22 protein-coding genes are annotated in these 21,032 nt (G+C 45.5%); 9 read left to right on the forward strand and 13 right to left on the reverse strand.

The features are described 5' to 3' along the window. Window positions 1–266: 266 nt before the first annotated feature. Together M3M39_RS02545 and M3M39_RS02550 are read left to right on the forward strand one after the other, a co-directional pair. Entirely contained in the window at window positions 267–1,499 is a 1,233-nt protein-coding gene (locus M3M39_RS02545; protein WP_252797661.1) for a serine hydroxymethyltransferase, read from the forward strand. A gap of 72 nt (window positions 1,500–1,571) precedes the next feature. Beyond that, on the forward strand, window positions 1,572–3,308 hold the full coding sequence (locus M3M39_RS02550; RefSeq protein ID WP_252797662.1) for an ABC transporter ATP-binding protein: 1,737 nt from the start codon (window positions 1,572–1,574) through the stop codon (window positions 3,306–3,308). A 57-nt stretch (window positions 3,309–3,365) separates the two neighbouring features. On the opposite strand, the gene M3M39_RS02555 is transcribed toward M3M39_RS02550, so the two are convergent. Further along, window positions 3,366–3,848 carry a methylated-DNA--[protein]-cysteine S-methyltransferase gene (locus M3M39_RS02555; protein WP_252797663.1) on the reverse strand — a complete coding sequence of 161 codons (483 nt, stop codon included), beginning with the start codon at window positions 3,846–3,848 and terminating at the stop codon, window positions 3,366–3,368. Further along, window positions 3,848–5,098, reverse strand: coding sequence for a peptidase T (gene pepT / locus M3M39_RS02560; protein WP_252797664.1), 1,251 nt, complete (start codon window positions 5,096–5,098; stop codon window positions 3,848–3,850). The genes M3M39_RS02555 and pepT overlap by 1 nt, the downstream gene beginning before the upstream one ends. Before the next feature lie 131 nt (window positions 5,099–5,229). Between pepT and M3M39_RS02565 the strand changes: the two genes are divergently transcribed. From M3M39_RS02565 to M3M39_RS02580, 4 genes are all read left to right on the forward strand, one after another. Beyond that, the gene (locus M3M39_RS02565; protein WP_252797665.1) at window positions 5,230–5,601 is read left to right on the forward strand and encodes a hypothetical protein; all 372 of its coding nucleotides are present in this window, start codon (window positions 5,230–5,232) and stop codon (window positions 5,599–5,601) included. Window positions 5,602–5,707: 106 nt separating this feature from the next. Continuing rightward, window positions 5,708–6,424, forward strand: coding sequence for a hypothetical protein (locus tag M3M39_RS02570; RefSeq protein ID WP_252797666.1), 717 nt, complete (start codon window positions 5,708–5,710; stop codon window positions 6,422–6,424). A 56-nt stretch (window positions 6,425–6,480) separates the two neighbouring features. After that, window positions 6,481–7,005 carry a GNAT family N-acetyltransferase gene (locus M3M39_RS02575; protein ID WP_252797667.1) on the forward strand — a complete coding sequence of 175 codons (525 nt, stop codon included), beginning with the start codon at window positions 6,481–6,483 and terminating at the stop codon, window positions 7,003–7,005. Next, entirely contained in the window at window positions 7,006–7,701 is a 696-nt protein-coding gene (locus M3M39_RS02580; RefSeq protein ID WP_252797668.1) for a CPBP family intramembrane glutamic endopeptidase, read from the forward strand. A gap of 38 nt (window positions 7,702–7,739) precedes the next feature. Here M3M39_RS02580 and M3M39_RS02585 read toward each other — a convergent pair whose 3' ends face one another. From M3M39_RS02585 to M3M39_RS02630, 10 genes are all read right to left on the reverse strand, one after another. Beyond that, window positions 7,740–8,255 carry a CPBP family intramembrane glutamic endopeptidase gene (locus M3M39_RS02585; protein WP_252797669.1) on the reverse strand — a complete coding sequence of 172 codons (516 nt, stop codon included), beginning with the start codon at window positions 8,253–8,255 and terminating at the stop codon, window positions 7,740–7,742. Between the two features lie 25 nt (window positions 8,256–8,280). Further along, complete coding sequence (locus tag M3M39_RS02590; RefSeq protein WP_252797670.1) at window positions 8,281–8,511, reverse strand: hypothetical protein; 231 nt, start codon at window positions 8,509–8,511, stop codon at window positions 8,281–8,283. A 117-nt stretch (window positions 8,512–8,628) separates the two neighbouring features. Beyond that, window positions 8,629–9,219, reverse strand: coding sequence for a helix-turn-helix domain-containing protein (locus tag M3M39_RS02595; protein ID WP_252797671.1), 591 nt, complete (start codon window positions 9,217–9,219; stop codon window positions 8,629–8,631). A gap of 127 nt (window positions 9,220–9,346) precedes the next feature. Further along, entirely contained in the window at window positions 9,347–11,248 is a 1,902-nt protein-coding gene (asnB, locus tag M3M39_RS02600; protein ID WP_252797672.1) for an asparagine synthase (glutamine-hydrolyzing), read from the reverse strand. Window positions 11,249–11,377: 129 nt separating this feature from the next. Next, window positions 11,378–12,034 (reverse strand): helix-turn-helix domain-containing protein, encoded by a 657-nt coding sequence (locus M3M39_RS02605; RefSeq protein ID WP_252797673.1) that lies wholly within the window; start codon window positions 12,032–12,034, stop codon window positions 11,378–11,380. Window positions 12,035–12,113: 79 nt separating this feature from the next. Beyond that, window positions 12,114–12,587, reverse strand: a complete 474-nt coding sequence (locus M3M39_RS02610; protein ID WP_252797674.1) for a universal stress protein — start codon at window positions 12,585–12,587, stop codon at window positions 12,114–12,116. A gap of 12 nt (window positions 12,588–12,599) precedes the next feature. Beyond that, window positions 12,600–13,112 (reverse strand): YbhB/YbcL family Raf kinase inhibitor-like protein, encoded by a 513-nt coding sequence (locus M3M39_RS02615; RefSeq protein WP_252797675.1) that lies wholly within the window; start codon window positions 13,110–13,112, stop codon window positions 12,600–12,602. A 74-nt stretch (window positions 13,113–13,186) separates the two neighbouring features. Continuing rightward, window positions 13,187–13,810 carry a hypothetical protein gene (locus tag M3M39_RS02620; RefSeq protein ID WP_252797676.1) on the reverse strand — a complete coding sequence of 208 codons (624 nt, stop codon included), beginning with the start codon at window positions 13,808–13,810 and terminating at the stop codon, window positions 13,187–13,189. Between the two features lie 79 nt (window positions 13,811–13,889). Further along, window positions 13,890–15,506, reverse strand: a complete 1,617-nt coding sequence (locus M3M39_RS02625) for an APC family permease (protein WP_252797677.1) — start codon at window positions 15,504–15,506, stop codon at window positions 13,890–13,892. Window positions 15,507–15,549: 43 nt separating this feature from the next. Further along, window positions 15,550–15,933 carry a VOC family protein gene (locus M3M39_RS02630; protein ID WP_252797678.1) on the reverse strand — a complete coding sequence of 128 codons (384 nt, stop codon included), beginning with the start codon at window positions 15,931–15,933 and terminating at the stop codon, window positions 15,550–15,552. Between the two features lie 120 nt (window positions 15,934–16,053). Between M3M39_RS02630 and M3M39_RS02635 the strand changes: the two genes are divergently transcribed. Then, entirely contained in the window at window positions 16,054–17,595 is a 1,542-nt protein-coding gene (locus M3M39_RS02635) for an ABC-F family ATP-binding cassette domain-containing protein (RefSeq protein ID WP_252797679.1), read from the forward strand. Window positions 17,596–17,732: 137 nt separating this feature from the next. Beyond that, on the forward strand, window positions 17,733–18,749 hold the full coding sequence (gene add / locus M3M39_RS02640; RefSeq protein ID WP_252797680.1) for an adenosine deaminase: 1,017 nt from the start codon (window positions 17,733–17,735) through the stop codon (window positions 18,747–18,749). A gap of 79 nt (window positions 18,750–18,828) precedes the next feature. Here add and M3M39_RS02645 read toward each other — a convergent pair whose 3' ends face one another. Then, window positions 18,829–19,734 (reverse strand): proline iminopeptidase-family hydrolase, encoded by a 906-nt coding sequence (locus tag M3M39_RS02645; RefSeq protein WP_252797681.1) that lies wholly within the window; start codon window positions 19,732–19,734, stop codon window positions 18,829–18,831. A gap of 147 nt (window positions 19,735–19,881) precedes the next feature. Between M3M39_RS02645 and M3M39_RS02650 the strand changes: the two genes are divergently transcribed. Then, a complete protein-coding gene (locus tag M3M39_RS02650) occupies window positions 19,882–21,009 on the forward strand; it encodes a cation:proton antiporter (RefSeq protein ID WP_252797682.1) in 1,128 nt (375 codons plus the stop codon). The last annotated feature ends 23 nt before the right edge of the window (window positions 21,010–21,032 follow it).

A 21,032-nucleotide genomic window follows, 5' to 3' on the forward strand; every position in this document is an offset into this window, starting at 1 on the left:
TGACAAATAAAAACTGATTTAGTATGCTATGTTTACTTTAAACATAGTACCAGAGTGGGAGCTGGCAAAGGGATTGTTCGGAAACTGGAAAGAACAACGGCTCTCCTGGGAAGGCAGTTAGGGGATTTCTAAAAATTGATAACTTTTTCTTATAGCTAAGAAAATGAGGCCGAGCGTGCGAGCGCCCCGGTAAAATAAGGTGGAACAGTGTTCAGACGCCCTTGTACGAGATGTACAGGGGCGTCTTTTTTTGAGGAGGAACCAAGATGAAGGCATTACAGACAGAAGATCCAGAGATTTGGCAAGCGGTGCAGGCAGAAGCCGACCGGCAAGAAAACGTGATTGAACTGATTGCGTCAGAAAACATTGCATCCCAAGCGGTGCGCGAGGTCCAAAGTTCGGTCTTGACCAATAAATATGCGGTCGGTTATCCCGAAAGTCGGGTCTATACCGGAAACGAAGCGATTGATCGAGTGGATAACCTGGCCCGGCAACGAGCTCAGGACTTGTTTGGAGCGGAATATGCCAACGTTTTTCCCCATTCGGGAACCCAGGCCAATCAGGCCGTTTACGCGGCATTGTTAGAACCAGACGATCGGATTTTAGCAATGAGTGAACACGCCGGCGGACACTTTACCCACGGACAGTCCCACAACTTCTCGGGTCAACTGTACGACGCGCAGTTTTACGGGGTGGATCCGGAAACGGAACTGCTGGACTATGATCAGATTGAACGCCAAGCCCAGGCGTGGCAACCCAAGCTACTGATTGCCGGTGCTTCGGCGTATAGTCAACTAATTGATTGGGAGCGGATGCGAGCAATTGCTGATGAAGTTGGGGCCTATCTGATGGTGGATATGGCCCACATTGCTGGTTTAGTTGCCGGGGGCGTCTTACCGAGTCCGGTGCCCATAGCCGACGTGGTGACCTCTACGACCCACAAAACCCTGCGTGGTCCCCGCGGGGGAATGATTTTAGCCAAACGGCAGTACGCTGACCGCTTAAACGAAGCCGTTTTTCCACGGTCACAGAGTGGGACCCTCGAACAGATTGTGGCGGCCAAAGCGGTGGCCTACCGCGAGGCTCAACAACCAGAGTTTCGCCAGTACGCGCAACAAGTGGTGGAGAACGCGCAGTTAATGGCTGAGATTTTGAACGAAACGCCCAACGTCCGGGTGGTCACCCGGGGCACGGTGAACCACGAACTAACTCTGGATGTTCAAGCGACCGGGATGACCGGAGCAGAGGCCGCTAACCTGTTGTATTCGGTGGGAATTGCAACGAACAAGGAATTGCTGCCGTTAGAAACGGGTAACACAATGGCAGGAATCCGGATTGGAACCCCCACGATTACCAGTCGTAACTTTACGGAGGATGCAGTCCAAACCGTGGCCGAGTTAATTGGAACGGTGTTAAATCATCCCCATGACGAAGCCCAACTAACCGCGGCTCGGGAAACGGTCCAACGCCTAACGCGTCAATTTCCGACCACTCGATAAATTAGTTGTATTTTTGCTACAATCCGCTAAGATAGAAGTTATTTCTAATGATTAAGAAGAAGGAGGATTGTTATGCAGGAAGAAGCACCAAAAAAGTTTCAACTCCGGAGTTTCATTAAATTAGTACGCGATACGCATCCCAAGTACTGGCAACTTTGGTTAGGGCTGGGATTGGGTCTGATTGCGACGCTTGGTCAGTTAGTGGTGCCGAAGTTTGCCCAGACGCTAGTTAATAACTTTAAAAACGGCGTGGACGTCCGACTCCTGGTCGGAATCATCGTGCTCTTTATCGGGAGTGCGGTGATCAATGCCGTTTCGGGCGGCTTACTGGGTTCATTTGGAGAACGAGTGGTAGCTGATCTGCGCCGGCGAGTGTGGAATAAGCTAATTCACCTCAAGGTTCCGTACTTTGATAACGTGAAGGTGGGCCAGCTCACTTCCCGGTTGGTAAACGATTCAGACCAAATCAAAGACTTACTGGCGAGTTCATTTCCCAACGCTGTAACTTCGATTTTTCAACTGGTGGGAGCCTTTTTGTTCATGATTATCATGGACTGGAAGATGACGGTGATCATGCTGATCGCGGTCCCACTAGTCTTTACCTTAATGCGGCCCTTAATGAACCGAACAATGAAGGTTGGGCGAGCTCGCCAAAAGACCTTGGCAGATTTCAGCGGTCAGGTGGATGATACTCTGAGTGAAATTCGCTTAGTGAAGGCTTCGAACGCCGAGGGATACGAAAAAGAGAGCGGAGCAAAATTAATTCACCGGTTGTATCGAATTGGATTGAAGGAAGCCATCTACGAAGCAATTACCTATCCACTGATGGGGACCACCATGATGGCGCTGATTGTCGGGATTTTAGCCTATGGAGCGCACCGGGTGGCGACTGGTACGATGACGATGGGAACCATGTTTGCCTTCCTGATGTATTTATTCCAGGTGATCTCACCCGTTTCGATTCTAGGGCAGTTCTCGGTTCGGTTGGCGAAGGCGAGTGGAGCAACCGAACACCTGCAGGCTATCTTACGCGAACCAGAGGAAGTCTTTGATCAGAAACAACTTCCGCAAATTAAGAATCAACCACTGGCTTTGCAGCACGTGGACTTTGCCTACGGTGATGGGCAACCCGTCTTAGAGGACGTGAACGTGGTAGCCCAACCGAATACGACCATCGCCTTTGTCGGGCCATCCGGAAGTGGAAAAACCACGATTTTGAACCTGATTGAACGCTACTACCAACCGACTAGTGGCAAGATTACGATTGGCAAGCAGGACATTAACCAGTTAGATCTGAAGGCATGGCGGAAGGCAATTGGCTTTGTGAGTCAAGATTCGGCAATTGTGGCTGGCACGATTCGCCACAACTTAACCTACGGCTTGGACGAGGAATATTCGGATGAGGAACTGTGGCACGTCTTGAAGTTGGCCTACGCCGATGGTTTTGTCAAAGAAATGGATCACCAACTCGATACCGAAGTGGGAGAACGTGGCATCAAGGTCAGTGGGGGACAACGGCAACGATTGGCGATTGCGCGGGCCTTTCTTCGTGATCCCGAACTATTGATGTTAGATGAAGCAACGGCTAGTCTGGATTCAGAGTCAGAAGCCATGATTCAAAAGGCGTTGCAACAACTAATGCATGGACGGACCACGTTGATCATTGCGCACCGGTTGAGTACGATTGTCGACGCGGATGAAATTTACTTCATCGACGCGGGACACGTTAGCGGCCATGGAACGCACGAGCAATTGTTGGAGACGTTGCCAAAGTACCGCGAGTACGTGAAGATTCAGTTTAAGGAATAATAATAAAAACGCAAAAAAGCTGGCGTTTGACCATCAGGTGGTCAGACACCAGCTTTTTTAGTGCTGTTGTTCTAATTGTAATAGGAATCGTTTCCGGTCTAAGCCCCCAGCATAACCAGTTAGGCTACCATTTTGCGCCAGAACCCGATGGCAGGGAATGATTAAACTAATTGGATTGTGACCCACGGCATTGCCAACCGCCCGGGCTGAGCTAGTTCCAGCTGCCGTGGCTAACTCTCCGTAGGTCGTGGTTGTTCCGTAGGGAACCCGTTGCAATGCAGTAAGAACTCGCTTTTGAAACGGAGTTACCTTTGGCTGCACCGGCACCCGCTGTGGATCAGGATTCTGCCCGGCAAAGTACTGGTTGAGCCAGGTTTCCGCTTGCTGGATGGGTTCGGTGAGCTGACTAGGAATGTGGTCGAGTTGGTAGTGAGCCCCATAGTAGCGTTGATCCTGAAACCAAAGGCCAACAAGCGCCGTTTCGTTACTAACCATTACGATCGGACCCAGCGGCGACTGATAGGTTTGCTGTGCTAACATTATTTTTCCGTAGTCGGGACGTCTTCCGTGATTTGCACGATTAAGTCCACGGCTTTTTCCATCGTTTGCAAGGAGACGTATTCAAAGCGACCGTGCATGTTTTCCGGACCAGCAAAGATGTTAGGGGTCGGAATGCCTAGGAAAGAAATCTTGGAGCCATCGGTCCCACCCCGAACCGGGAAGATGCTTGGTTTGATGTCCAACTTGTGCATGGCATCCTTAACGAGGTTGACCGGCGTCAGGTCCTTTTCCAGAATCTCTCCCATGTTGTAGTATTGGTCTTTCATGTAGAGGTCGACCCGATGATCACCGTACTTGTCGTTCATTTGGTGGGTAATCTTTTCCAGTAAGGCCTTGCGGTTTTCAAAGTTGTCCTTATCAAAGTCCCGGATAATGTATTCTAACTTAGCTTCGTCACAGGTTCCGTTCATAGAAACCAGGAAGAAGAAGCCTTCGCGACCACTCGTGTTTTCCGGACGTTCCGTGGCCGGTAACTGATTGTGGAATTCGATGGCGAGTTGGGAAGCATTGACCATCACGTCCTTGGCATCACCCGGGTGAACGTCGGTTCCGTGGAAGGTGACCGTAGCGGCTGCAGCGTTAAAGGTTTCGTACTCAAGGTCTCCGAGCGGACCACCGTCTACCGTGTAGGCGTAATCGGCGCCAAAGTCCTTAACATCAAAGTGGTCGGCTCCGGTTCCAATTTCTTCGTCTGGACCAAACCCAACGACAATCTTGCCGTGTTTGATTTCCGGATGATTGATCAGGTACTGCATAGCAGTAACAATTTCGGTGACCCCGGCTTTGTCGTCTGCTCCGAGCAGTGTTTCCCCGTTGGTAGTGATTAAGGTATCACCGTTGTACTTGGTGAGGCTCGGGAAGGCGGCTGGATCAAGTTGGTAATTGCCAGCGTCATCTAGGTTAATTACGCTGTGACCGTCGTAATTTTCGACCACTTGGGGTTGAATGTTTACGGAGTTAAAGTCAGCGGTGTCGACGTGGGAAATGAACCCGACGACGGGACGAGGAGTCTCGTCTGTCTCTGGCAAGTCGGCAAAGACGTAGCCGGTTGCCTGGTTGGTCCGGACGTTGCTGAGTCCAATTTGCTTGAGTTCGGCGGACAACTTCTTTAAGAATTCGACTTCCTTTGCGTCAGACGGAACCGTCTTAGAATTGGGATTCGAGCGGGTATTTTGTTTAACGTACCCTAAAAAGCGGTCTAATAGTTGAGTTTGTAACTGTGCTTCCATGATGATGACCTCCAAATGTTTGCTTATTACTTATCTTAATATAAATGAAGCGGCAGGGGAATTAATTGGGTTCTGGACGCTGCTTCGCTATAATGAAAGTAACCAATTAAGTCAGACAAAGGAGTAGCATGATGGAAATTACAATTACACTTAACGATGGACAATTAGAAATTAACGGACCATTTAAGCTGGATACGGACGAAGGGAAACAAGAATTTAGTAATTTCTGGAAGCAGTTTATTACCCAACAGATTCGGCGGATTTTAGACGAACTCGGTGACCACGAATTTTCTAAAATTGTAGAAGCCTCTAATGACGTTCAATTGGGCGCTTTACCAGCTACTTTGCAATTAACGATTAAGCTAGACGCCCAACCAGACGAACAGGATGCCAGTCAGACACACTTGGTAGTAAAGGGTGTGGAAGTTAAGCCAGAACTAGATGATGCCAAGTTCTTGTTCTTCTTGAGTTACGTGGATGCGGCGGTAAAAGAGATGAATTAAGGTTTAATTTATTCAGGATAAAAATCCTAGTTACCCATTGATGTGATGGGAACTAGGATTTTTTGGGGTTATGGTAAGATTAAATAAAAATAAGAGGAGTGGTGAGATGCGATTGGAAGCGATTGTGCCCGTATTAATTATTTGGTTAGGGGTGATTTGTTCCATCATCGGAATCGGTTTAGCGCGCCAAGTTGCTAAGGTAAATGCGAAACGAACAATGCTAGAAATCGTGCAAAATTTCAGTCTTAATAGTACCTTCACCTTTTTAACCTTAGGGATTGTGCTACTGATTTATATCTATTTTCCGTGGTCCAAAAGCTTTAATACCGAGGTTTATTTCCTGTTAATTGTTTTAACGATTGCGATCCCGGCTTACATCACATTTAAGTATTCCAAAGAAGAATACGAATCAATTTGCAAAAACTACCTAGAAAAATACGATGAGGTTAAGGTCGCAAACTTCAAAAATTCTGATCACTTTAGATTTACGTTTTTCAAAAGTTTGTTTGCGAATCTAGCCCCGTTAACCGGAACGATCACCGTTGATGTTGTGTTTCTGAATATCATTAACTCAATTTTCTTGGCTAATAATTTTAAACTAGATTTTTATTTGGAAATTGATTTATTGCTGATTTTTTTCGTAGCCGTCTGCTTGAATTCCATCATTCTGTTAGCTGCTTCATTAAATTTTTTGAATAGTATTAATACGTTATTTTATGATAATGAGATGCTATTGCAAGCAGAAAAACCCAAGGAAGGTCGTTCGAATTACTTGGAAAGAATTGGTGCCATTCCGAAAAAAGACCCTCGTCATCCACGTTAATAAAACTGGGATTGATATAAAAAATTGGATGGCATCGATATTGGAGGAGTAATTCAATGGTTCAGCTCAGAACAATCCAAGCAGTGGATTATCCAGTAGTTAACCGGTTGGTTTTTCAGGCTTTTCAAGAGTCGGAACATGGTTATAATGAAGAAAATGATTTAGTCAAAAAAATTAGAGTAGCATCAGATTATCAACCTAACTTAGAAGTTGTGGCAGCTGAGGAATCTCAGATCGTGGGTTACGGAATGTTAAGTCCCTGTAAAATTATAACTGCAACTAATTCTATAGTGGGGTTAGTGTTAGCGCCACTGGCGGTTTTGCCGACCTCACAACAACAGGGCGTTGGTACCCAAATTTTGCGTTGTTTAGAAGCTCGAGTTGACACTAAAACTTTTCACTTCATCAGTATTTTAGGAGATCCTGGTTATTATCAAAGATTTGGATATGAGCCAGCAAATAAGTGGGGAGTTAGCTTTCCTCTTGCTGTGCCAACGAAATTTTGTTTGTTAAAGCGACTTTCGGGGACTTTGAAACAGTTTAAAAATGGAAAATTAGTGTATCCAGAGGCATTTGATTAAATGGCTTTATTTTGTGTTAAAATAACTGAAAATGTGAATAAGGATAAAAGGATGACGATAAAAAAATTTTTTGTGATTCTAATTTTTCCAATTTTAGTTGGACTAATTCAAATTCCAACCCTTGGAGAATTATTATGGAGTAACGAAACAACTCACAATGTTAACTATGGAGCTCACTTAGCAGTCAGTGTGGGAAGTTTTTTAGTTTTAGCAGTTTTCTCACTTTTAATTTATAAGTGGTTGGGTGGGACTTCCATTGATTGGACTAATTGGAGTTGGAAAATAATTGGGACTGCCGTTATAGCTGCAGTACTTTCACAAGCAATTCAATTCGGATTATCAATAATTACCAAGACACCCACCAGAGATTCCGAAACTCTTACAGCACTCCACTCATGCATTGGCAGTATTACGATTCTAACCCTTCTGGTTTTAAGTCCTGTTTTAGAGGAAATCTTGTTTCAGGGAATTTTACAGCAGGAAATTCTTGGAAAATTTAGACCATATTTAGCGATTGGAATTACTGCCATTATTTTTGCACTAATCCACGGCTATTCTTTAGGAATTGGAACTTTAGAATTATTATTTTCTGGACTAGCATATGCATTGGCCTTTTGGTATACTGATGATTTAAAGTGTCCAATGCTAGCTCATGGACTTTCCAATTTAATCGTAATGATATTACTACTATGGTAAAGTTAGTTAATTAAATAAACTCAAAAAAGATTGCAAAGTTATTTTGCAATCTTTTTTGGGTTGAATGCTTGTAAATCATGATCACAATTGGTGGAACTAACCAAACCCAGCAAAAGGTAGCTGATCAGTCCCAGGCAAATGATGATGATACTAATGAACTCCCAGATTGAATTAATTTGCAAGGAATTGTTCGTGACATTAATCCCAAAATGGAGCATTATTGCTAACCAGAGATTCTGCGTCTGGAAATACAGGATGGCGGTGATGGTGCCCAAGCAAAAGGTCAAGGCGATCTGCAGAATGGTGGGAAGCACAGCCTGCCCAAGTGTTAGGATGTTCAAGCTGTGTAAACAACTAAAAAGGCTACTACTTACTAGAATAGCCAGTCTAACTGTGGTTACCGGAGGATGGTTGGGCGTTAGGGCTTGTAGAGCAAGTGGGAAGATTAAGCCGCGAAAGCAAAGCTCCTCTAAAATTCCAGCATTGGCTGCCATTAAAACTATTTCCAGATTTAAATGAAATGAGGTCGGCAGAGTCATCAAGATGATTAGCATCCCGCTGACTCCTAAAGTTGGCCAACTATTTTTCCACTCGGTTGGGGGTTAGCTGATGATAATAGAACAGGGGTTGGTGCAGATAGAAATGATTGAAGATGGTGAGCACTAGCCACATGAGTGGTAAGGCAAGCATAAGTACCGGCGAACGAGACCAGTGAGGAACCATTAACCGGTGAAAAAAATTGAGAGCTAAAATTAAACCAAGGTAAATTACTAGAGTTAGTCCAATTTTAAAGCGAAAATGAGTAGGCATGAGTAACCTCCTAAAGTAGTGATGAAGTTATTTCTAATTTAGGTGGTTTTAGCGGATAAAACGAGCTTAAAAAGGTCCCAATTGGGAATGTCACCCATGTTACTCATTCAAATGAAGCTAATTTTTCCACAAAAAGAGCATGATAATGAAACCCACGGCTAACGTGACGCCATGGATTAGTAACCCAAAACAGTTACCCAGGGTTAAATTCATCTGTTGCACTTCAAGAATGATCCCTAGTTCTGCAAGCATTGAAAAGGTAAAGACGACTAGGCTAATCGTAACGATGGCGAAGTGATTTTGCTTTAATTGGGAACCATTGTGTGGATGAAGCACGAAGAAAATGCAAAAATTAAACACCATCATCGGCGTAACAAAATAAAGGTGGGAAGGACCAACAGCAAATAAATTATAAATGCTAAGGGCTACGAGCAGCAGGTTAGCGCCGTAGCTTCCGGCCAAGCCCCATCTATGCCAGCGGTTCGATTTAACCACTGGTTGGGTCGGATTTGGATGGTTAGCCGCAAAATAGTCGAGAGGAACCTGATACAGTTCACACAGTAAATTGAGTGAGTCTAAATCAGGTGTGCTCCGCTGATTTTCCCAATTGGAAATGGTCTTGCGGGAAACGTGAATTTGGTCCGCTAGTTGGGACTGAGTAAGCTGATGTTGTTTGCGAAGGGTGATTAATTTAGTGCCTAAATCCATGAGGGACCTCTGGTTTATTTTTTCAATTGAAGACGGTGATTTTTATCCATAGCTTAGCACATGTCATTGTAAATGGAAGGCAAACAAAAAGGATGTCCGTTAGACGGGCATCCTTGTTTTAAGTTAATTACCGATCGTTAGGCGTCAAAACCACTTTTTGATCATAGTGCATGTTGGTGTTTTCTGGGAAGTAAACCCCGTACCAGAGGATGAACGTGTAGATCGTAAAGATCTTCTGCATGCTGGACTTTCCGTGAGCATGTTGTTCTAAGATGTAGTCCAACTGGTCAACGTTAAAGAAGCGTTGCGCAATGTCTGAGTGGAAGGCTTCCACAATGCGACCATGGTACTTCGGATCGTTAATCCATTGGGCGATTGGAGATGGGAAACCGAGCTTTTCTTTGTCGGCCACCACATCTGGTACTTGGGAAGCAGCGGCTTTTCTAAAGGAAGCCTTGGTAACGGGTTTGCCGTCCTTAAAGGTAATCCGCGTCTTCGTTGGCATCGTAGCCGCAAAGTTAGCCACTACTTTATCAACTAACGGCGTCCGCACTTCCAGACTGTTGGCCATGCTCATCCGGTCCGCCTTGTGGAGGATATCGAATGGTAACCAGGTGTTGATGTCGAAGTATTGTTCTTGGGTTACTTCGTCCTTACCTTTGACTTCATCAAAGATGTGCTTGGAGTATTCAGCCGTATCGCGGTTCAGTTTTGGATTCTTCAAAACCTTAGCTCGGTCGACTTCATCAAAGACGTAGTTGACCCGGTAGTAACGCCGCCAGAGTGGTTCTGCCCCTCGGATTAAGAACCGACGGCCGTGGAACCGTGGGAATTTCGCCGCAATGTGGCCCAGACCACTCCGGACAAATTTAGGCACCCATTTTTGGTAACGTTCAAAGGTGAAGGCTTCGAGGTAGGTATTGTAACCACCGAAGAATTCGTCTGCTCCTTCTCCAGATAACGTTACCGGCACGTCTTTTCGTGCTCCTTGGGAGAGGTAGAAAAGTTGTGGAGCTGATGGGTTGGATAGGGGTTCGTCCATGTAGTACATCATGGTTGGCAGGAAGTCGAAGTAGTTGTCCCCAGTCATCGTGATGGGCGTGTTTTCCTGCTTGATTTCCTTGGCAAACTTCGTTGACCAGGATAATTCACTGAACTTCGAGTTGTTGAACCCTAAGGAGAAGGAGTGAATTGGTTGTAATTTGGCGGCTTCGTTGAAAACGTAGCTAGAGTCCACTCCACTAGAAAGGAAGCTTCCAACTGGAACATCGGCAATCATGTGCGCCTTAACGGAATCGTCCACTAATTTTTCAATTTGTTGAGCGTTACCGTCAATCGTTTGGCTGTTATCAATGTGATCGTAGTTGTACTTGTAGTACGTATCGGTCGTAACGTTGCCATCCTTGTAGATGAAGTATTGACCAGGCATCACTTTGTAAACGTTTTTGAACATCGTTTCCTTAGAAGGAATGAATTCAAAACTTAGGTGAACCGCTAACAGGTCTTCATTGAATTCCTTCTTGAAGTTCGGGTTACCCAAAAAGGCTTTGATTTCTGAACCCCACATGAAGTTCGTCCCGTCATCATAGTAGTACAACGGCTTGATTCCAAAGTGATCGCGTGCACCAAAGACTTGGTGTTGCTTTTGGTCGTAGATCACAAATGCAAACATTCCCCGTAACTTACTGAGTAACTGTTTTGGGCCCCAGGTTTCGTAACCCCGAATCAAAACTTCAGAGTCACAATCGGTTTGGAAGGTTTGGCCTGCTTTAATTAATTCTTGTTGTAATTCCTGGTAGTTGTAAATTTCACCATTAAAGGTTAAGGCCAGCGAATTGTTGTCACCATACATTGGTTGGGCCCCGTGAGCTAAATCAATGATGGAAAGCCGCCGAAATCCAAGCGAAACGTCTTCGTTTTGGAAGTAACCGCTGTCGTCTGGACCCCGGTGCTTAATTTTGTTCGCCATGTTTTCGATGGTTTCCTTAGGAATCCCAGCTTGGTTAATGTAACCGCAAAATCCACACATAGTTAAATTCTCCTTTGTTCTTAATCAATTAAAACTCTAGTATTAATTGTACGTAATTTAATTTATTTTACCAGTCAAACCTCCGTTACACATGTCTAATTAACGGTTACATCCCTTGGCACGCAAGGGTTACACGGAAGGATGCTGTTTGACCGTAAGGCGTTTGAGCGGAAAGATGATGGTCATTAACGCTCCGGACGTGGTGGTTACTGCTAACAATAATAAGCCGATCCAGTTGGCTGATTGGTGCATAAATGCTAAAGAATGGTAGACGTAACCGTTTAATAAGTAGCCGGTTCCAAATAGAATGAGGAAGAGCAACGGGGTTACTAACATTAGTTTCCACACCAACGGCCGGTTGGTGGTAATTGTTTGCCAGCGTTGCTCACACAAAATAATTACCACCAGAGTCAAAGCGAGTAGCGGAACCAGCAGGAGGTGTTGGAGGTGAAACGGAAGTACCAACAGGATGAGGGCAATCATCGTCAACAAAACGTTACAGAAGTAAGCATACTTACTAAAGTAGCCCCACCGTTTGTAGCGAATCAGGCGAGAACGATAGGGGGATGGCGTTGTAGCTGTGGATGGAGTTTCCTCTCCTAGGAGGGTGGCCAACGAAACGTCGTAGAGGGTCGCTAGGGAGCGTAAATCATCTAGATTGGCAGTGCTCCGGCCGGTTTCCCAACTTGAGACCGTCTTGCGTGAAACGTTAAGTTGTTCTGCAACGGTAGCCTGGGTCAAGTGTCGCTGTTGCCGAATCGTTTTTAACCGTTCCGAAAGTTCCATGAGCTCCTCCTCTCCTGCTTGATTTCAGAAAAAAAGCTTACTGAAAATTTCCAGTAAGCAAATTACAGCTGGTTTACAATTATTTCTTCGGGTTGGGTTTGTTATCTAATCCAGTCCGAATGATGGCCACGTCACAACTAGCATGGGTGTTAACGAAGCTGGCTACTGATCCTTCTAACAAGCGCGAAACGGCATTCTTACCGGTCGCTCCCATGATAATCAAATCAACGGCGTAGTCGTGCGGAAAATCGTAAGTAATGACGTTGCGGGGGCTACCGAACCGCAAGTGCATGTGAATGTTTTTAATCCCGGTTTGTTTCTTAACCCGTTGGATCAAATCCTTTAGGTAGTCAATTTCGTCGTTCACCATGTCGGTAATGGCATCACCATCAACGACTCCGTATGAAAAGCCAAAGCTCGTCGTGTTTAAGACGTTTAAAACGTCTAAACGAGCGTCGTTACGAATGGCGACTTCCGCAGCTTTTATAAGTGCGGCTTCGGCTTGTTGGGAGCCATCGACTGGAACTAAAATGTTTTTGTATTCGTTGTACATAATGCTTCCCCCCTAATTGTGGACTGGTAAGACGGCCGTTGCTTGGGCAAGGACGTGACCGGTCATTTGTTGTTCTAATTGATTCAGCCAAAATCCATCTGGTAAATCTAGTTTTTGGTCTAGGGCCGTCACGGTTAACTGATAATCGTGGGGTTGGTCTGGAGGCGTTGGACCGACGTAGTGGCGGTTTAAACGTTCATCTGTAACGTGTAAGAGGCCACCGGCCAAGCTGTTATTACCAAAGGTCATGGATACTACACCAGACTGACTGGCATTTTCAGGCAACTTGGTTAACCGGGGGTCTAAATTGGCAGCGACCCAGTGGATGTAGGCAAACCCACAGACTGGAATCGAATCAGGATCAATCAAGGTGAGGGCCAGTGATTGAGCTTGTTCTGGAACGTCTTTAAATTCAATTGGAAAAGAGACCACCGGATACTTATTATCCACTTTTGCGGTAGTAGCAGCGTGTTTTGTGTACTGATCCGGTAAAAAACAGGCTTGTAATGGTACGTTAATTTTCATTTGACAACGCCTCCCTTGGGTTCATTATAACTTAAATCAAGCAAAATGAAAAAGAAGCACAGCAATTGACAGGCTTATTTTGTAAAGACGAGCACGTAGAAATTTTGCCCATTCTGCGAAATCGTGTAGTTGGTGTAACCAGCGGCTAGCCACTGGGATTGAGTGGCCCGTGCCCAGTTTTTAGCGTCTTCCACGGAACTAAACGTTCGGGGCTGACTGAAATCACTGGTTGCTTGCTCGTCGGTTGTAGTGACGTTCTTACTTTGGTTGGTGGTAGCAGACTGTGATGGACTGTTAGTGGCTGTCTCCTTACTAGCATTGCTACTTGTCGCATTCGTGGTGGAGCTACTCTGTTGAGGAGTAGCTGACTGGTCACTATCAGTTTGTCCAGTTGAGCTCGAAGCAGACTGGTCCTCAGTGGGGGACTGGGATTGGCTAGTTGAACTTTGGTGGGTTGTTTTCTTAGTCGTTTGTTTGTTTGGTTGGGCCACCTTGGTAGTTCGTGGTTTCGTCGTGTTCGTTGTTTTTGATTGGGTGGTTTTACTGATGGCGTAGCGGAGCCCAAAGGCGAGGGCTAAGACTACGACAACGAGGAGTAAAATCCAGGGCCAGATTCGCGGTTCCGTCCGCGTGGCCGGCTGTTTCGATTTTCCAAAATTGTAACGTTGGTATCTTGAGTTTGGATCTGGTTTTTGCATAAAGCGTTCCTCCATCCATTTCAAGTGAACTTAAATAATGGCATGGAAATTGAATTCCCATGCCATTATTATACTAGATTTAGTTTGGTTTTACTTTATCGTTAACTAACTTGGCGTGTGCCATCTCATCGGTGTTTTGGTAACTGTTAACGCCCCAGAAGTAGAAGAGGAGCGAAGCGATAATGATGATCACAAAGTCAAATGGGTAGTGCACCCAGTTTTGCCCGTGGAATGGCGTTGATCCAATGTATGAGAAGAACGACATAAAGACGAGGTAAACGAGCATCCAGAGGCTTCCGTTAAATTTCTTTTTGGAATCCTTCCAGTTCATCCGGCCTTCGTAGAAGAAGTAGAACGGTAGCCCAAGGGCAATTACGATAATTACTTCCACCGTGGTCGGCCACATTGCCCAGTAGATGGCTAAACTAGCCAACACGAAGGCAATTGGAGCCACGATGTTGGCAATGTTAATCCGAACGGGCCGTTTGAACTCGGGAGCGTGTTTTCGTAGGGCAACCAGAGTTACTGGACCAGTCAGGTAAGCAATCAGCGTAGAGGTCGAGATCACACTGGCCAAGATCGCCCAGTTTTTGAAGATGGAAACCAGGATACAACTGATAATCCAGTTGGCAACCATGGCAATCCGTGGAGTTCCCCACTTTTTGTCCATTTTTCCTAAGATCTTGGGTAAGTGACCGGTTTGGGTCATAGCAGCCAACGTCCGGCTGGTAGAAGCTACGAAGGAAACTCCGGTTCCAAATGGAGAAACGAAGGCATCCAAGTACAGTAGAATGACTAACCAGTGGATGTTTAACATAATTGCTAAGTCAGCAAATGGGGATTCAAAGTTAATTCCGTGCCAACCAACTTGAGCCAACATGGAAGGTTTAATGGCCCCAATAAAGGTAAACTGCAACATCACGTAAATCACGATACTGATTAAGAGGGCAATTACGATTCCCCGCCAGATGTTTTTCTTCGGGTTTGTAATTTCATCTCCAACGTTAATTACCGTTTGAAAGGCATTGTAAGAGAAGATGATTCCAGAAACCGTGGTAGCGGCAAAAATGGGAGCCGTTCCGTATGGTAAGAAACCACCAAAGTGCGGGTTCGTAAAGTTACCAACGTGGAACCCAGAAATTAGCAACATGATTATGGTAACCGTGGGGACGACCAGCTTGAAAATCGAAGTTAAGCTGGTAAACCGCGTCAAGAGGTTCACAGACCAGTAGTTTAATAACGTAAAGATCAAGATAAACACGAAGACAGCGATTAAACCAACGGTTGTTACCGTTCCGTTAGCAACAAAACCGTGGGTCCAACTAGCCCAGCTCCAGGGCCAGGAACTCATGTATTGAACGGCAGCTACGGCTTCAATTGGTAACAGAGTAACCAGAGAAACCCAGTTGGCCCACGAAGCGATGAATCCTAGTAACGGTCCGTGGGTATAACCGGCATATTTACTCATCCCTCCACTTTCTGGGAACATGGTTCCTAATTCGATGTAGACGTAAGCAATGGAACCAATCACGATGGCTCCGATGATCCACGAGATGATGGCTGCCGGTCCAGAAATTTTGGCCGCTTCCCAGGATCCAAAGAGCCAGCCTGATCCGATGATCGAACTTAGTGCCAACATGACGACGCTAAATAAAGACATCTTGGTCTTTTTGACTTTAGTCGTATTTTTCTCCATAAGGTCTAAATAAAATCCTTTCTTAAATCTAAAAAACGAGTTTCTAATTTGATTGAGCTTCTTTAATTTCAATTAGGTTTCCCGCTGGATCATTGATCAACAGGGAATGAGCCTGATTAGTAGTCAGTTGCCGATCAAGGGGACCAGCAACGATTTTAATAAAGTAGTTGGCAAGGTGCGCTTCAATCGTTGCTAAAGAATCCTTAGCGAGGAGACTAATGGTCGCTGCACCAACGGTTGGCTGAGCGGGTTGGGCGCCCTCAGCAGTTGGTAACTGACACACCAACGTCTGCTTGCCAAGCTGGAACAAGAGCTTTTGTTCCGTTTCGGCAAGAATCGGCAGATCTAAAACTTCGTGGTAAAAACCACGGGTAGCTTCTAGGTCATCAACCGTGATGACTACTTGATCGACGTCTTTTATGCGCAAACATTTCAACTCCTTTCAAAATGATACGTACCAGTATAACATTAATATTGATTGACTCCAAATCGAGCCAAATGATATTGTAGTAGTTATGGATTAAAACACGGAATACGGGGGAGATTAATGGCACTTTTAGAAGTATCCAATTTGAGCATGAGTTTTGCGGATAAACAACTGTATTCGAATGCCAACTTTCAGTTAAATAAGGGAGAGCACATGGGAGTGGTCGGCCAAAATGGAGTGGGAAAATCCACTTTGATTAAGATTTTGACCGGCAAGGAACTCCCGGTGACCGGCTCCGTGCAGTGGCAAAAGGGCACTAAAATTGGGTATTTGGATCAGTACGTTGATATTCCCAAGGGCATGACGTTGATTGACTTTTTGCACACGGCATTTGCTGATTTGTATGAAATGAACGATCGGATGATTGCGATGTACACGAAGTACGCCGAAACGATGGACGATCAACTAATGGAAAAGGCGACCCGGCTCTCTGGTCAATTAGATGCGCGGGGCTTTTACGACGTGGAGACCAAGATTGAACAGGTCATTAGTGGATTAGGTCTCGATGAAATTGGACGTGATCACGAAATCGCTGAAATGAGTGGGGGACAACGGTCTAAGATTATTCTAGCCAAGTTGATTTTAGAGCATCCCGACGTGTTACTGTTGGATGAACCGACCAACTACTTGGATACGGCCCACATTAAGTGGCTTGAGGATTACCTGAATTCCTTTGACGGAGCCGCTCTGATTATTTCACACGACTATGACTTTTTGGAACCAGTCACCAACTGCATTATTAACCTCGCCTTTGGCAAAATTACCAAATACCGGGGTGATTTTAAGTCCGCGATGCGTCAACGAGCTGAAAAGGAAAAGACCCAGCAACGCGAATACGAAAAACAGCAGGTTGAAATTGAAAAGGCCAAAAAGTTCATTCAAAAAAATAAGGCCGGAAGCCGCTCAACCATGGCCAAGTCACGGGAAAAAATGTTGGACAGAATGGAAGTCATTGAACCACCTAAGAGTAACATTAAAGCGGAATTTGCCTTTCCTTATTCAGAAACTGGCTCACAGAATGCCCTGGTGGTTAATCAGCTCTCAGTTGGGTATGAACACCCGTTGCTAGCACCCGTAACTTTCTCCGTTGATACAGACCAAAAGGTTGTGTTACAGGGATTTAATGGAGTCGGAAAGTCGACGCTGATTAAAAGTATTTTGGGAATTATTCCGTCCCTAGGTGGGGAAGCTAATTTTTCTCCTTCGGCCAAAGTGAGTTACTTTAGCCAGGACCTGGTGTGGGATGATCCAAACGAACAGCCGATGCAGATTATTCAAAATCGCTACCCGAAGTTAACCCAAAATGAAATTCGGACCAAGTTAGCCCAAGCTGGTTTGGATGCTGCCAATGCCTTTAAACCGATTGGCACCCTGTCTGGGGGTGAACAGGTGAAAGTAAAATTAGCCTTATTGGAATTTGAACCAAGCAACTTCTTGATTCTGGACGAACCCTCCAATCACCTTGATGATGAAACGAAGGAATCACTAAAAAAAGCGATTCGAGAGTTTCCCGGTAATGCAATCGTAGTGAGTCACGAAACGAGTTTTGCCGAAGGATTGGCAGATAAGACGATTGACGTAGAAAAACTCAGCTTGAATTAAACCGAATAAATCAAAAAGCGAACCGCAAAATGGTTCGCTTTTTTTTGGCAACTTTTGGCTTGGGTCAGTTGCAATTGGAAAGAGAATCCGGTAACATAATACCAATTTAAACAAATTCTGAACTGAGGAGGAATAAAATGTTAACTCGAGCTGAGATTCAAAGATTCCCCAAAGCCGAACTTCATTGTCATTTGGATGGTTCCATCCGGCCTCACACCCTACGGCAAATTGCGCGGAGCCAGGGAATGGACGTAGAAGCAAACCTGATGGAGTTGACCCGAAAAATGGTGGCTCCCAAAAAGTGTGAGAACTTAGAGGAATATTTGCAAACCTTTGACTTTGTGCTACCTTTTTTACAAACGGTGCCAGCCTTACAACGGGCAGCTTACGACGTGATGGAACAAGCCCACCAGGACGGAGTGGTGTACCAAGAAATCCGCTTTGCCCCGGTTTTATCCACCCAGGGGCAACTAACAATTCCAGAAACGGTTCAGGCGGTAGCTGCCGGAATGGATGAGGCCTATCGAACCTATGGAATCAAAGGAAACTTAATTGTCTGTGGGATGCGGACGGAAACAAGTGACGAAGTTAAGCAGGACTTTCAGGAACTAACGGAGGTCAAAGATCAGGTAGCAGGAATTGATCTAGCGGGTCCAGAAGTGGATGGCTACGTGCCCGAATACGAAGCGGCATTACAGGAAGCCACGGCCGATTTAAACGTTCAACTAACCCTGCACGCGGGGGAGTGTGGTTGTGCTCATAACGTGGTAGAGGCGATTCAAGCTGGCAGTCAACGGATTGGGCACGGCATTGCTGCTAATGGTGATGCTACTGCAGAACAATTGCTTAAAGACCGGCACATTTGCATCGAAGGGTGTCCCACTAGTAACTGTCAAACCGGAGCATTAGACCGGATCGAGGACTATCCCTTACAACGGTGGCTTTCACAGGGGCAGGCGTTATGCATTAATACCGATAATCGGACCGTTTCCGATACGACCCTGACGGAAGAATACTTTCAATTATCCCATCATAATGGGTTGACCAAGGAGCAACTTCGGTTGTGCAACCAAACGGCGGTTCGCCACTCCTTTGCTTATGAAGCCACCAAGGCGGAGTTGTTAGCAACCATCACGAATTTTGAAGCCGAATAAGTGATTCATCGTGCGATTTAGATTGCATAGTAAAAAGCCTAGCAGGTTGGTCCTGCTAGGCTTTTTAGTGTGAATTTAGTTAGAATTGATTGTTTTCGACGTCCTTAATAAAGCTAGCTAAATGATCGTAGTAAACGGGGGCATTGTCAATCATGTGGTGGTGACCACCGTTCGGCGTGGAGGCAAACCGCGCGTTGGGAATCATTTGCGCCATCCGTTTTCCCGTTTCCAGTGGCATCGTTTCGTGTTCACCAAAGGTCACTAAGGTTGGCACTTGGATGTCTTTTAAGTGGTCGGTAAAGTTCCAGTCCTTCAATTTTCCGGTAATTACGAATTCATTATCACCCTGAAAGGCATTGTAAAGAGGAACGCTCATCGTGTCTACTAAGTGTGCGATGGCAGCTGGTTGCTTTCTATCCACGTATTGTTGGTTCAAACGGGTCACTAGAGCTTGGTAACGATCGTTGTCGTAGTTGTTGTCTGCTTCACACTGTTGCATGTAAGCTAACTCATCGGGAGTGAGGGCCTCCTTGCGAATTTGGGCGAGGTGATCAGTGTAGTCACTAATGCGGTCCACCATGGATGATATGATGGCTCCCTTAAGGTGTTGTCCGTACTTAGCAGCGTACATTTGGACTAACGCTCCCCCCCAAGATTGACCAATCAGATAGAAGTTGTCGAGACCCAGTTTTTGGCGCACTTCTTCAACTTCATCGACGTAGTAATCGTAGGTTTCAATGTTGTTAGCTACGGCCGGGTCGTCCCAATCAGGAGTATCTGAGTACCATGAACCGAGTTGATCATACATGTGGACCTGCACGTTCAGTCCTTGCTTTTCGAGTTGCTTGGCCGTGTCTTCCCAGTATTCGTGGGTTCCACCTGGGCCACCGTGTAAAGCGAGCAAATGAATGTCACCGGTTCCCTGGGTGTTAGTCCATAAATGGTAACCGTTTTCGAGGGTAATAATTGTGGTTCCTGTTTTCATCTTTTCCACCTACTTTTTTAGTTTAACTGTATGATACCACGATTGAAAAGTGGATTCATAATTGAGCAGTTTCTCGGAGTACCCAAACGAAGGGAAAGTGTGTAAGATAGTAATTAGAAGCAAAATTTACGTAAAGTTGAGGTTAGAATGGAATATTTAGGAAGCATTTGGATGGTATTAATTGCGGCGTTGCTGTTTGGTTACGGAGCGAGTCGCATCGGCTTGCCCAGCGTCGTGGGACAAATTGTGGCCGGAATTGTGATTGGGCCTGCCCTGTTGAACTGGGTTAAACCCAACGAAATTTTATCGGTCAGTGCCGACCTGGGCATTATTTTATTGATGTTTTTGGCTGGGCTTGAATGTGACTTCAAGCAGGTGAAAAAGTACCTAAAGTCTGCCACGGGAATTGCCGTGTGTGGGGTTGTTTTACCAATGTTGGTCTTTTTTGGGGTAGGGCTGTTGTTGAGACAAGGAATGGTGGAAGCCCTCTTTTGGGGAGTGATTTTTTCTGCGACATCCGTGTCGATTAGTGTAGCGGTGCTCCAAGAATACGGGAAACTGCAGTCGGTGGCCGGAGCCGTAATTTTGGGAGCCGCGGTGGTCGACGACATCATTTCGATTGTTTTATTGAGCTTATTTACCAGCTTCTTTACTGGGGGTGGCAACATTGCCCTCGTGATTGGCTTACAAGTTGTCTATCTGCTCTTCTTATTTGTGATGGTGAAGTGGGTGGTCCCAGAGATCATTAAAATCGGAATGTACTTTCATGATGACATCGCCTTAGCCATCATTGGGATTGTGCTTTGCTTTTCTTTGGCTGAACTAGCAGAAGTTTGTCACCTGAGCTCTGTGTTAGGAGCGTTCTTTGCTGGAATTGCAGTCGGCTTTACTCCAGCTCGTGACCAGATCGAACACAGTACCAACATCATTGGGTATGCGTTACTGATTCCCATTTTTTTCGTATCCGTAGGATTGGAGCTAAAACTGGTTACTAGCTGGCGCGGGCTTTTGATTGTGCTCTTGTTGACCGTGGTGGCAATCCTGACCAAGTGGGTTGGTTGCGGCCTGGGGGCCCGACTCTTTGGCTTTACCTGGAACGATAGTAATGTAATTGGAGCCGGAATGGTATCACGAGGGGAAATGGCGTTGATTGTGGCGCAGGTTGGAATTAGTAGCCATCTTCTTTCTAACAACCTGTACTCTGAAATTATTTTTGTAATCATTTTAACCACCATTTTGTCGCCAATTATGTTAAAGTGGGGGCTTAAAAAATAAAATTAATAACCGGGGGAATTATG

This window comes from Fructilactobacillus hinvesii, assembly GCF_024029435.1.
In the GTDB taxonomy this organism is placed as follows: Bacteria; Bacillota; Bacilli; order Lactobacillales; family Lactobacillaceae; genus Fructilactobacillus; species Fructilactobacillus hinvesii.

Bases quoted from the DNA above. Each gene is read 5' to 3' on its own strand.
- M3M39_RS02580 (WP_252797668.1), top strand. From the start codon at position 7,006: ATGGCTTTATTTTGTGTTAAAATAACTGAAAATGTGAATAAGGATAAA.
- M3M39_RS02610 (WP_252797674.1), bottom strand. From the start codon at position 12,587: ATGTACAACGAATACAAAAACATTTTAGTTCCAGTCGATGGCTCCCAA.
- M3M39_RS02585 (WP_252797669.1), bottom strand. From the start codon at position 8,255: ATGCTAATCATCTTGATGACTCTGCCGACCTCATTTCATTTAAATCTG.
- M3M39_RS02625 (WP_252797677.1), bottom strand. From the start codon at position 15,506: ATGGAGAAAAATACGACTAAAGTCAAAAAGACCAAGATGTCTTTATTT.
- M3M39_RS02575 (WP_252797667.1), top strand. From the start codon at position 6,481: ATGGTTCAGCTCAGAACAATCCAAGCAGTGGATTATCCAGTAGTTAAC.
- M3M39_RS02635 (WP_252797679.1), top strand. From the start codon at position 16,054: ATGGCACTTTTAGAAGTATCCAATTTGAGCATGAGTTTTGCGGATAAA.
- M3M39_RS02590 (WP_252797670.1), bottom strand. From the start codon at position 8,511: ATGCCTACTCATTTTCGCTTTAAAATTGGACTAACTCTAGTAATTTAC.
- M3M39_RS02605 (WP_252797673.1), bottom strand. From the start codon at position 12,034: ATGGAACTTTCGGAACGGTTAAAAACGATTCGGCAACAGCGACACTTG.
- add (WP_252797680.1), top strand. From the start codon at position 17,733: ATGTTAACTCGAGCTGAGATTCAAAGATTCCCCAAAGCCGAACTTCAT.
- asnB (WP_252797672.1), bottom strand. From the start codon at position 11,248: ATGTGTGGATTTTGCGGTTACATTAACCAAGCTGGGATTCCTAAGGAA.
- M3M39_RS02550 (WP_252797662.1), top strand. From the start codon at position 1,572: ATGCAGGAAGAAGCACCAAAAAAGTTTCAACTCCGGAGTTTCATTAAA.
- M3M39_RS02620 (WP_252797676.1), bottom strand. From the start codon at position 13,810: ATGCAAAAACCAGATCCAAACTCAAGATACCAACGTTACAATTTTGGA.
- M3M39_RS02565 (WP_252797665.1), top strand. From the start codon at position 5,230: ATGGAAATTACAATTACACTTAACGATGGACAATTAGAAATTAACGGA.
- M3M39_RS02615 (WP_252797675.1), bottom strand. From the start codon at position 13,112: ATGAAAATTAACGTACCATTACAAGCCTGTTTTTTACCGGATCAGTAC.
- M3M39_RS02595 (WP_252797671.1), bottom strand. From the start codon at position 9,219: ATGGATTTAGGCACTAAATTAATCACCCTTCGCAAACAACATCAGCTT.
- M3M39_RS02650 (WP_252797682.1), top strand. From the start codon at position 19,882: ATGGAATATTTAGGAAGCATTTGGATGGTATTAATTGCGGCGTTGCTG.
- pepT (WP_252797664.1), bottom strand. From the start codon at position 5,098: ATGGAAGCACAGTTACAAACTCAACTATTAGACCGCTTTTTAGGGTAC.
- M3M39_RS02555 (WP_252797663.1), bottom strand. From the start codon at position 3,848: ATGTTAGCACAGCAAACCTATCAGTCGCCGCTGGGTCCGATCGTAATG.
- M3M39_RS02645 (WP_252797681.1), bottom strand. From the start codon at position 19,734: ATGAAAACAGGAACCACAATTATTACCCTCGAAAACGGTTACCATTTA.
- M3M39_RS02545 (WP_252797661.1), top strand. From the start codon at position 267: ATGAAGGCATTACAGACAGAAGATCCAGAGATTTGGCAAGCGGTGCAG.
- M3M39_RS02570 (WP_252797666.1), top strand. From the start codon at position 5,708: ATGCGATTGGAAGCGATTGTGCCCGTATTAATTATTTGGTTAGGGGTG.